The 11282-nt window shown below is 58.4% G+C and carries 7 protein-coding genes and 2 pseudogenes; 2 read left to right on the plus strand and 7 right to left on the minus strand.

Going from position 1 to position 11282, the window contains the following annotated elements; all coding sequences use genetic code 11:
- Positions 1–413 precede the first annotated feature (413 nt).
- The 7 genes and pseudogenes from ACP7D4_RS25495 to ACP7D4_RS25525 form a co-directional block, all read right to left on the minus strand.
- On the minus strand, positions 414–1724 hold the full coding sequence (locus tag ACP7D4_RS25495; protein WP_426107687.1) for a carbohydrate-binding protein: 1311 nt from the start codon (positions 1722–1724) through the stop codon (positions 414–416).
- 368 nt (positions 1725–2092) lie between these two features.
- Entirely contained in the window at positions 2093–2212 is a 120-nt protein-coding gene (locus ACP7D4_RS25500; protein ID WP_426107686.1) for a helix-turn-helix domain-containing protein, read from the minus strand.
- A gap of 27 nt (positions 2213–2239) precedes the next feature.
- Positions 2240–2509, minus strand: coding sequence for an AraC family transcriptional regulator ligand-binding domain-containing protein (locus ACP7D4_RS25505; protein WP_426212083.1), 270 nt, complete (start codon positions 2507–2509; stop codon positions 2240–2242).
- A 6-nt stretch (positions 2510–2515) separates the two neighbouring features.
- Complete coding sequence (locus ACP7D4_RS25510) at positions 2516–3577, minus strand: hypothetical protein (RefSeq protein WP_426212085.1); 1062 nt, start codon at positions 3575–3577, stop codon at positions 2516–2518.
- Between the two features lie 9 nt (positions 3578–3586).
- Positions 3587–5989, minus strand: coding sequence for a phospholipase D-like domain-containing protein (locus ACP7D4_RS25515; protein WP_426212087.1), 2403 nt, complete (start codon positions 5987–5989; stop codon positions 3587–3589).
- A pseudogene (locus ACP7D4_RS25520) lies at positions 5989–9256 on the minus strand (type VI secretion system Vgr family protein). The gene ACP7D4_RS25515 and the pseudogene ACP7D4_RS25520 overlap by 1 nt, the downstream one beginning before the upstream one ends.
- A 724-nt stretch (positions 9257–9980) precedes the next feature.
- Positions 9981–10256: a hypothetical protein gene (locus ACP7D4_RS25525; protein WP_426212089.1), complete on the minus strand. Its 276-nt coding sequence runs from the start codon at positions 10254–10256 to the stop codon at positions 9981–9983.
- A gap of 72 nt (positions 10257–10328) precedes the next feature.
- Between ACP7D4_RS25525 and ACP7D4_RS25530 the strand changes: the two are divergent.
- Together ACP7D4_RS25530 and ACP7D4_RS25535 are read left to right on the plus strand one after the other, a co-directional pair.
- Positions 10329–10696 (plus strand): annotated as a pseudogene (locus ACP7D4_RS25530) (Tn3 family transposase); the annotation flags it as partial.
- A 177-nt stretch (positions 10697–10873) separates the two neighbouring features.
- Positions 10874–11260, plus strand: coding sequence for a hypothetical protein (locus ACP7D4_RS25535; protein WP_426212091.1), 387 nt, complete (start codon positions 10874–10876; stop codon positions 11258–11260).
- The last annotated feature ends 22 nt before the right edge of the window (positions 11261–11282 follow it).

Genomic DNA, 11282 nt, shown 5'->3' on the forward strand with positions numbered 1-11282 from the left:
CCAGAGACTCGTCCTCAGAGGGCTTGCTGGTCAAGCTCTTTGAGGGCGCTCAGCCTTAAAACCTCAGTTATTCTGCACAAAACTCCCTCAAAAGCCATCAAACATCTTGCACGCGCTCACCAGGCTGCCCACAGTAAAAATTTTTTAAGGGACATAGGCTCTCTCGCTAGGGTTCATGTGCGGTGGCAGCATTGCAATCCTAGCAGCTTGGCACATTGCGACCGGCCAGGCAAATTTTGATGCCTGCCAGCTGCTGGCCACGCTCTCCCGCCGGGACGGCAGGTAAGCCGTGTGCCGCTCAGCAAGCCCGGCACCGGGTCAGTGCCGACAAGGCAGCGCGGCAAAGCGCCCCTGTTCGGAGCGCTTTGCCGGGTGCTTAGATGGAGAGAAAATGCTTACTCAGCAGATCTGGCTTACTTGCGATAGACGCGAACGTAGTCAACCTGCATCCGGTTCGGAAAGACGGTCGATGCATCCGGATTACCAGGCCAGTTGCCGCCCACGGCCAGGTTAAACAGCAGGAAGTACGGTGCATGAAACTCCGAGGTGCCGTTGATGCCGCCGGCGATATTGACTTCATGAAACTTGTTACCGTCCACATACCAGCGGATCGCCGAGGCATCCCACTCCACGGCATAGACGTGGTACTGCGAATAGTCCAGGCTGCCCGATGGTCCGCCATAATTGGCATACACGTTGTTTTGATCCGACCAGTGGATGGTGCCATGGGTAAACGCTTCGGAATTGATGTGCTCCATGATGTCAATTTCGCCACTTGCGGGCCAGCCCACGCTGCTAATTGAGTTACCCAACATCCAGAAAGCCGGCCAGGTACCTTTCCCGGTCGGGATTTTCATGCGCGCTTCCATGCGACCGTACTGCCAGCTGGCCTTGTTCTGGGTGGTAATGCGGCCCGAGGTGTACTGCTTGCCCATATAGGCTTCCTTGCGCGCTTCGATCACCAGTTCGCCGCCGGTGACCCGGATGTTCTCGGGACGCGCGGTGTAGTACTGCAGCTCGTTGTTGCCGCCGCCATTGCCGTTGAGCTCGATGTTCCACTTCGAGGTGTCCAAAGCGGTGCCGTTGAACTCGTCCGCCCAGGCCAGCGTCCATCCGGTCGGTGGCGGCGGCGGAGGTGGAGGCGTGCTGCCACAGCTTGCGCCGGCGATACTGATCCAGTTAAGGTTGAAGCCCGCGCTGCTGATGAAGGTACCGAGGTTGTAGGTACCGGCATTGACGTTGATGGTGCGCTGCACCGTGGTCCAGTTCTGCCAGCCGCCCGTTGCGGGAATCGAGGTGGTGCCCAGCTGGATCGCGCCTGCATTCAGGTCGGCCGAAATCACGCCGCCGGCCGAAGGGGCCGCAACGCGGTACGCGAGGGTATAGGGACCGGTGGTAGGAAAGGTGACGTTGTTGTGCGCCAGCCATTCGCCGTTGGCGGTCCAGGCAACGTCGTAACCTCCGCCGGCATCGGTAGTGGCTTCAATATCGACGTTGTCAGTGCGAAATTGGTTTCCTGTATTGCCAGCAGTGGTGTCAAACGCGGCGGAATAACTTTCCGCCTGCAGTGTGCAGCTTGCGGCGAGGGCAGTGACTGTCTGCGCCAGGAATGCCGGGGCCTGCCCGCCAGCTGCGCTGTCCGGCGCCGTGCTGCCGCCACAACCGGCGATGGTACCGGCGGTCAATGTTGATGCCAGCACGACGCTAATCGTCTTTATCTTCATGTTGAAAGTCTCCGAATTTATAGTGAGGGGTTCTACCTGCGCTGTACAGTTCCAGCCGCCACTGTCAGCGATACCAGTCTAATGGAAACGCTTCCAGCGTAGTCAAGTATCTTGCACATTTGACGTATTGTCAAAACACGCACAAGGGTAAGGTCCGTTTCGGCTCAGTTCTGTGGGATTTACGCCAAAGTTGCTTCCGACGCGCCAGGCATTTGGTGAGCCGGGGCCGCCTTTTGAGGCGATTGCCCTGTTGGCGGGGCACGATAGTTGACGCCAACCACCGGGTATCACTCCTGCAGCGCTTGCTGATGTGGCGCAGCACGTGCAGCTGCAGCGTCGCGCTGTTCGCTTGATTCGCTCACATCACCCTACACTTCACCCCGCCTGAACTGGCTGGGCGAGACGCCGAACCAGCGCTGGAAAGCACGGCAGAAGGCGCTCTGGTCGGCAAATCCCGATCGCCACCGGCACGATGGGTTTGCTGGCAATCCAGTGGCAGATATTGAGGATCGTGATCAGGATGAGCTCGCATCGCTGGCGCGGCACCGGAAGAACGCGCCTTCAATGTCAAGTCGCAGCCACTGATCGCCCATGGGGTCGGCTTCCAGCGTGAAGGTGGCTGCATCGCTGATGATGCGCAGGTAGCGTACAAAGTGCTGCAGAGCCACCTCGAGCTTGGGCGCGGCCATCATCGTAAAAGTGAGCAGATCGAGCACGGCGGGCCGCGGACTGTCCGATGCCGCCAGCGCAATGGCTACAACCGTCACTCCCATTTGAACTTTCAAGACAACTTATCGGATTGGTTTTACAGACATGGCTATCGCTTCGGCAAGCGCCCGAAATTTCGCTTCTGAAATCGGCGTACCCTTCGCCCGCGCCGAGTTGCGCGAGATATAAAGTAAAAGATCACGAGACGAAACCGTTTGACCAGTGGCGCCAGTGGCAGCGGCGATGAAAACAAAATCATTTCCATTATCGCCACGACGAACATTCACGAAGGCCGCCTTGCCCACGTTGCCGCCCATCATAAAGGAAGCGGGGTACCAGTGATACGCCGGCTCCGAATACTGGTTCGATAATACGGCTTCCACAAAAAAAATTACCTGCGACTTTGAATCCCTACTTGTACTCCCCGGCCCCGGTTCCAAGCGGAAAGAATCTTCAAAGAAAATTTCGACTTCGGGATAGTCAACTAAACGCATTGCGGCGCCAACCTCATAGGTTGGATGGCCCTCGGTCCTTAGAAAACTGTGCGGAAAACAAACACCTTTTTCAGATGGGATCTCAAAAGTGGCACGGCCCTTCATGTTTCCCAAGAACGCTTGTGCCCGTATCACCTCGTCTTTTTTTTGCGTGTCGGCGTGGGCAGTAAAACGGTAAATATGGCCACCTTTGTAGGTATAAACCTCAATCCCGGCAGCAGTTCGCCAAGCAAACGAATCAGCGCCTGGAACTTTGAACGGCTCAATTGCATCGGATATTTGCTTCTTTCCGACCTTGAGGAAGTCTTTCTTTCTCTTTAAGGCCGCTTCCTCGACCTCACTGCGCAATGTAGCGAAATCGGAATCCGATGTTGGCGCACTAATGTCGATCTTTCGATCTAGAAAAAATCGAGCATGGGCCGGCTGGAAGCCATCCGGAAACGCAACATTCAAGTCGCCGTTTCGATTAAGCAAGGACTCTCGCTTGGTCAGCGCGAACTCCACGGCGCCGGGCAACGCTATTGCATACTGACCCACGCATTCTATCTGCCGCAAGTTTGGCGCAGTTTCGGCTCCGGAACAGCCGGGAATAGTAACTAGTGCCAATGCGCCCACAATTAATCGAGCAGCAATGTTTCCAATCAAGGTCATTAGTTGTCCTTACGTTTCATCGTCGATTTTTGGGTTGTTCAAAGCGGCAATCTCTATCCGTTCCGACATGTTCGGCGCGGTAACAGGTTGAGTATTCTTCACGACCAGAGCAGTGTGGTAGCCCAAATTATTATTTTCGCCAGTGGTCCATTCAATTGGCAAAGCGGTAATAAAACCGCGTATTTTCTCAAGACCTGCTACGCCAGCCGCAAAGTGCTGGCGGGCGGACCAAAACCGTGACTCAAATGGCATCGCATTGCGGGCCGCATTGCCTTTCGTAGACTTCGACTTATCCCACACTGGCCAGATCGACGCCGTTCGCTCCTCGCCGGGGTCATTCGGGTCCTTATTGCGGGGAATGTAGCCGAAAGCGGCCTCGTACAGCGACGCATTGGTCGCCGCGACCCGCTGAATTGCCTTCCAACTCTTGGGCGATGCGGGATGTTCAATCGCGGCCTGCAGCTCCGTTGCAGGCCTCACGTTGCCGGTGATGCCAAAAATTTTGCTCCACACTTCACGGCGCAGCTCATGTGCAAATTTGCGGACCGGGACAAGTTTCCCATTGCCACAAATGTCTTTTCGCTCTATTTCATCGTCCACAATCAGTACCGCCAGTTCAGAGTCGCGGGTACCAAGCAAGCTGCGGTCATTGATGTTAGCACTTCCCATGATCACGTAACGATCATCCACAATCATGAGCTTGCTGTGAACATATATCTGTTCGGTTACATACCTATCGTTCAGCTTGATCCAGTTGCGCAGGTTCAGCAACGTAACATATTTAAAGCATTCTTCAATCGGAATATCTAGATATTCTGTGTTAGACGCGGAGTACACGCGGCCGTCGTCCACGTCCTTCTTGTCGCGCAGTTTCTGGCTCGCAAGCGAGCGGCGGATTCGATTTAGCAAGCTAAAATCGCCGAACACTAGCGTCTGCATAGTCCAGTGAACCTGGGTCATGATTGCGCCGCTATTGAGCGGTCCTTCCGGATGGACGGGCAGCGTAATCAGCACGTGAAATTCTTGTTTCGTTCTGATTGCAATATCGATGCGCATGGCAACTTCGCCGCAAATGGGATTGGCGGGCAAGTCATTCATTGACGCTCTGCCGCCACCCGCCGTCGTTGCGAGAGCAAGTTTTTTTTGATCCAAGTATTCTACAGAGTCCGCCTCGTCCACCATCGGCGATTGCGCAACTTCAGCTACGCTATTATGGCCAAACGCTCCCACAAAAAACTGATTTTCAATGTAAATGAAATGCTGGGATTTTTTGATCAGCTCGACCATCGCTTGCAAAATATCGGTCTGCGCTTTCACGCCTTTTGGTATTTGCCGGTTTCCTTTCACTTCCGCCTGGCGCAGCCCGCTTGAAGCGCTGCGCAGAACCTGGACTTGGCATTTGCCCGGCTTCTGGTAGTCGTCTGGTTTCTTGGGCATTGCCAGTACATGCTTGGGCGCTTGCGCGTTCCAGCGCTGGATGAAATTGCGCGCCAGGTCAGAGACCGCGGGCCCCTCGATTCGGCAGTGGATGTCCTGCCAGGGCATCCGGGGCTGAAGTTTGGGATCCAGTGTGAGGAGCACTGCCGACAATGAACTACCCGTCCCTTTTTCTGAAAAAAAGCCGTCTTCCACATACGGCACCTGCATCGCATGGTTATGGAGAATTTTCTTCGTTACCGCCTCGCGGTTGTTGCCAACCAAACCCCATAATGTATTGTGATTATCATAATTCCCAGTCAGCCTGTCGGGATCAACCACCCTATCCGGATTGACTTGACCCATTTGTGCCACGCATCCATTGTAGCGATTTAAGACTTCCCGGCCGTCCGCATCAGCCTGCAGCGTGTAACGGGCGTCGTCGTACCTGCCGTAGGCCACGTCAATGCCACCCACGAAGGCAATTCTCTGGTCGATGACGACCTGTTTTTGGTGATGGCTGAAGAACGCGACGGACACATCGGCCAATGACTTGGCTTCATGGACCCATACCACGTCCTTTCCAACAACTTCGTTGATCAGCGCAAAGACGGACTTGGTCTGGTCATCGAAGGTTTGCACGGGGGCCGAGTCATCCCACGGCATGACCACGATCCTGATATCGCCCTTGCCGCGCTTGGCCACTTTCAGCAAGGCGTCGAACAGGCGCACGCCGGGAGCCAGCATGGCATCCCAGTTGACCTGCCAGCCTGCGATCAGCACCTCGGTCGTGGCGGTGTCGAGCGCGGCGAGCAAATTGGCGTAATACGCCTTGCCAGTGGTGAAAGGTTTGACCGTATTGCCCGAAGTGGCGCCCGCGAAATGCTGGTCTTCCTCCTGCGAAACCCAGACCCATTTTGTCGCCGTGCAGCTCGCGGCTGTATTCGCTTCGGTGATGATTTGGTGCACTGACGCCGGATTCGCTCTCGATTCCATTACGATTTTCCTTCAAGTTTTTTCAAGAGCGAAGCGCCGCTGTTGGTTGCAACTTCCTTCCGGATGAAGCGCTCCTGCGATGCCAGCATCGCCGCGCCGTCCATGGTTCCCAGCTGGTCGCTGTAACCCATGGCGTCGAGCGCGTGCTGCCATTTTTGTTGCTCGGTCCAGGTCGGTTTGGCGACGGACATCACGAGTTCCATCGACTGGCCGCCGTAGACCAGCCACAGCCGGTTGGGCGTCTCGTCGTAGGCCGCTTTCAGCTTTTTCTCTTCCTCGCCTGACAAGATGACCTTGCCGTCGGCGTCGGTTTCTCCGTTCACGATGTTCACCTCCGACGTGTAAGCGTCGAAAGCACTCGGGGCACGCACGATTGCCCACGCCATGTGCGCAATCGGATGACCGGTCGGGCCTGGAATATCGGCAATCCTAATATTGAATACGGCGGGGACTGCGTTCAAGGGCACGCGCGGCAGTGACGGCATCGCGTAGTTCCGGCTTTCCGGTCCCATGAAGCTTTTTTTTCCGGCGTGAATCGTGATTTTTCCGGGGCACTGCACAGTAATGTTTCCGCCGTCGATAGTGATGTTCGCGCCGCCCGCTGTCGACAGGCTAATGCTCTTTGCGGCAGCCCAGTCGATGTGCGCGTTGGTACTCATCACATTGATCACGTCGCGCGCCTGCACGCTGATCGCGTCGCTTTGCGCCTGGATCGAAACGGGATCCTTGGCCGCGATGAGTTCCAACCCTTTACCGCCTGCGCCTGCCGCGACCGCGCCAGCCAGCAGCCCGATCGCCTGGCCGCTGTGTACGCGCAGCTGGCCACCGCTGATGAATTGGGAGTCCTGTCCACTCATCAGGGTCACCGTTTCACCATTTGCCAGCTGTACGCTTTGCCCTGCGGTCGCCCCCAACCCACCCTTGGCGGCAATGGCGATGATGGCGTCGACCGAGTGCGGCAATTTATTGTCACCCGGGGCAGTGTTTTTTCTGGCGGCGTCGGCGCGCGCGCCCGGCAGGCTATTGTCGTCAACCATGCCCGCTACCGCATTGAACATTGCCTTCAGTGGTGCCGATTTGTCGTCGAGCGCACTCTGGTTCGCCTTGGCGGCGCCGGCATGCGCACCCAAGGCCACCGTCTTGTGCGTGACGGCGGCTGCGCTCATCGCTTCAGCCGCTTTCACGGCTTGCTTCAACATGGCAATGCCTGGAGCGTTGTCGCCTGCAGGGTCGCGCTTGGCTGCAGCATGGGCCACTAGATAGCTCGTCACGAGCAGTCCGGCCCCGGCCCTGACGGCGCCGTAGGCGTCGGTTCGCAATTCGGCGCCGCTGCCGCGCAAGCTGCCGCGGTAGTTGTCGGCGTGATGAATCAAATGACCCAAGTTGAGTTCGCTGGACGCATGCGAGCTCTTCAGTTGAACCCGGCCCTGCGCGTCGGTGTCGTCAAACAACAGCTGGTTTTAGCCGGTGCCGCCGAATTCCTTGCTGCGCACACCCCACTGGGCTGCGCCATTGCGGTGCCCAGCGCTGTCGGCGGAAGCACCGTGCCATGTCGGACTGTTGCCGCCAGCGATGTTGCCTTGGCCGGAAACGGCATGATCGCGCGCAGGACCGAACTGCGATCCCTTGCCCTCGGCGCCGGCCTGTCCGCCAGGGGTTGGCGTGACGCCACCCTCGCCTTGCCCGTTATACAGGGCTCCGATAATGACTGGCCGGTCGATATTGCCTTCCAAGAACTGGCAGAGAACTTCCTGCCCTATGCGTGGCAGAAACTGGCTTCCCATCCCGCCGCCGGCCGAGCGTTGCGCCACCCGCACCCAGCAGCTCGCATCGGTGTCTTGCCAGTGAAAGCGGATCCGCACGCGGCCAAGGCAGTCGCAATACAGTTCATCGGCGCCATTCGCCGTATCGCTGCCGTCGGGGCCGACCACGATCGCACTCTGGGAGCCGGGTGCTGTTGCGCGCGCCCGGTGGCGCCCGGCACTGTCGGGCAATTGCGGACGCCATGGCACATTGCCCGGCACCGCTTCAAAGCAATTGGCGTAGCCGCTCTTGCGCGCTTGTGCCACGACCAGCGCAAAATCGTGCGGTGCATCTTCACGCATTAGTTCCTCGAGCAGTTCGGGGATCGGGCCGAACAGTTCGGCAAGGGCATGCTGGGCCGGTGACGGCAGGTTGTTGACGCCCACGCAGGTCACGCTCAGCACTGCGAACACGCTCGCCTGGCCAAGGCTCTCGAGGGGGGTATCGAGCAGCGTCAGGCGGGTGCCGGCGCGCAGCGTGCGCAGCGTGGAGCGGCCGTGCCAGAGTTGGCTGCGCGCTTCCCGGCCCTGGGTCTGCAGATCGGCGTAGTGGCGGGCCAGGTGCGTACTGGCAAAGGCATACTGGCCCGGTACATCGAACGATTCGAGCGGCCCCACGTTCCTGCCGTTTTGCAGGCGCGACGGCGAACTTGCCGAAACCGTTTTCTTCGCCTTGTAGTCGTAACTGACAACGGTGGTCAGCGAAGCGCCGATGCTGCGCTGGGCGTGCAAGGCCTGCACGGTGTCCTGGCGCTCACCTGCGCGCACGTTGTGGAAGCGGATCCCGCCGTCGGCCGCGCTGCTGGCGTCGTCCGGTACTGCGCATGCTTGGGTACTGTCGGCAAACAGCACCAGGCCGGTGCCGTCCTCGGCCTGTTCAAAGCGCCAGGCCAGGCCTTCTTCGGCGAGCAGGCGATGCACGAAATCGAGATCGGACTCGCGATACTGGCAGCAGTAGCTGCGCGCCGGTACGGTGCTCATGAATGGCCCGGTCTCGTCGCTCCAGCGCCAGCACGCCAGCGGCCGGTACGCCGCAAAGACGGCGTTGACGATCTCGACGACGGACTTGTCTTCCCATACCCGGCTGTTGCGCACCTGCCCCAGGCGCCAGATCCACGGCGACAGGCGCAGCCGGTAGCGCGCCATGCCACCTTCGCTGCCCAGCATCGCCGCCTCGCTGATGTCGCCTCCAAACGCGGCGCGCGTCCCGTCCGCCAGGCTGATCTGCAGTTCTCCCGTTTTGCCCAGCAGCGATCCAAGGTCAATAAATGCATTGGTCGACAGGGCGATGACGTCGCGCCCGCCATACCCTTGCAGGCTGTCAGTACCGGCGAAAGCTTCGACCAACAATTGCTCCGCTCCGTTCCCGACATTGCCGCCATCGATAGAAAGGGCGTAGAGCCGGGTGGCACTGGCGAAACCCGGCCAAGGATGTGAGAATCGTTTCTGTCAAGTCGGCGCTCATGTGAGCCTTAAGCGTAGTGGGGCGTGCGGGAAAGCAGCGATAAAATTCGCGGAAAATTTATTATATATTAATATTTCTTCCGAAATGCTCTCGGTCAGGCGAACTCGGGTTTGAAGGGGGTGACGTTGCAAACATGCTCGCCGCATGTTGTACCGGTGGACTACGCTGCAGCGAGGACTTCTGATGGGCCGGCACGTAACTGATGCGAGCCTGGCGAGGCTCTCAAGTCCCGACTTGCCGTTAACCTCGATCGCTATCTCTTGGAGCAAGGCAGCGTGGGCTCAGCCCACGCTGCCTATCGGACAAACGCACCACGACTGTATCGTTGTGTCTGGAAGATGGAATGTCGGCCAGTGGCGGCAGCCATGCCCCTGACCTCCACCATCGACGGGAGTGGACAGTAGCAACACTTCAGCAAAATGTTGGTAATGCGACAGATTGGAAATCGTGCGCCGCTCGCCATGCTGTTCGAACACCAACTCCGGTAGTGCACCACTATTCGTAAAACACCGGAAAGCGTCAACGATGGGACTGAATGCCGTCACAACGGCGCATGCTGCATGACATTGTCGTTCCAGAATAATTCTGGCGTGAGCTGATCCGCATCGATGCCTGGAAACGCGCATGATGGGCCCGGCCTAAGATCCATGGCCCGTACGACCTCCGCTTGCACATTGTTGCTCATATGGCCCAGAAAAAATGAAGCCGTGCCGGCGCGGGCGGTCTAGTCGGATTCCTGCACGAACCACATTGACAATGCCGCTGCAATCAACATCGACACGCCGCTCAGTACGAGCATCAAAATGGCGTGGTTGCCAAACAAGGACCTGAGGAGAAAGCCGCCGCCAAGGTTGGCCACCAATTGCGGCGCGACGATCAGAACGTTGAACATTCCCATGTACAGGCCCATTTTGCTTGCCGGCAAATTGCATGCAAGGATGGCATAGGGCATCGACAAGGTGCTGGCCCACGCCAGTCCGATACCGATGAACGGCAGCATGAACTGCTGGTGTTCGGCATCCGGATGGGCGTCGCCCAGGCGGGCCCGATCGGTCTGCTGGCGCTCGGCATGGGAAAACCAACCGAGGACCGCGCGCTGCTGTTGTCAGCGATCCTGGCCAATGCGATTGACCTCGGCCTGACATAAATGGCGGAATCGAGCCCAGGCGCGACCTATGCAAAAGCCGTCGTTGTTGCAGGCGTGGCACATCCGGGATGAAACTGCTCGGAGGGCCTGCCCGATCTGGTCGCCGCCCAGTTCAAACATGTGTTCTCCGAGAACGGGGGCGACGGCACTACGTCATCGCCGGAGCATCAGCGCTTCCGCGCCAGCGACCGGCGGACAGTACGGACCACATTACCCAGAAATACGGCGCTGAGGCAAGCAAGCTGTATTACACCCCTATCGCCGTTAAATACGCCCCGTTCAGCGCCAAGGTGGAGGTGGGACGAAGTGCCGAACTGAGCTGGGGCGCGTGCACGCCAGGTTCACCAAAGGTGAGGGGCGCAATTCGCCGGCCCGACCTTTGAGTGCTGTTCCTGACTCTGTGTTAACATGCGCAACTCGAGCAATTTCTTTCCCAATCACTGCCCTGTACAGCCCCGGTTTCTACCGACATGACGAAAGCGCTCCTCATATTCCTGATGTTGCTGCTTCCATGGCAATCACTTGCAGCCATGGAGCGTAATTTCGCCCATACGGGCGGCAATGGACAGAGTGCGCGCTTAGTCGTCGAACACATGGCAGAACACGCCGTTCACGTGCTGCACCATCACGATGATGATGGCGACGATGACGCCAGCGCAGCGCATCTGGACGACTCCACGAAGTCGGTGCAGCATCTGGCCGACTACGATCAGGCGGGGCATATGAATTGTCTTTTCCCGTCCTTCGATCCACCGCATTTAGCTTCCATTGCGCGCCTGCGCCCTGCCCTGATGCGCGACCCGTTCCATACCCGCAGCACCCTCCCGCTGCTACGCCCCCCCCGCCTGCCCGCCTGAACCGCGGGCCCGTCATGACACG

The sequence above is a fragment of the Massilia sp. TWP1-3-3 genome (genome assembly GCF_049897805.1).
In the GTDB taxonomy this organism is placed as follows: domain Bacteria; phylum Pseudomonadota; class Gammaproteobacteria; order Burkholderiales; family Burkholderiaceae_D; genus Telluria_A.

Bases quoted from the DNA above. Each gene is read 5' to 3' on its own strand.
- ACP7D4_RS25495 (WP_426107687.1), bottom strand. From the start codon at position 1,724: ATGAAGATAAAGACGATTAGCGTCGTGCTGGCATCAACATTGACCGCC.
- ACP7D4_RS25510 (WP_426212085.1), bottom strand. From the start codon at position 3,577: ATGACCTTGATTGGAAACATTGCTGCTCGATTAATTGTGGGCGCATTG.
- ACP7D4_RS25515 (WP_426212087.1), bottom strand. From the start codon at position 5,989: ATGGAATCGAGAGCGAATCCGGCGTCAGTGCACCAAATCATCACCGAA.
- ACP7D4_RS25525 (WP_426212089.1), bottom strand. From the start codon at position 10,256: ATGCTGCCGTTCATCGGTATCGGACTGGCGTGGGCCAGCACCTTGTCG.
- ACP7D4_RS25535 (WP_426212091.1), top strand. From the start codon at position 10,874: ATGACGAAAGCGCTCCTCATATTCCTGATGTTGCTGCTTCCATGGCAA.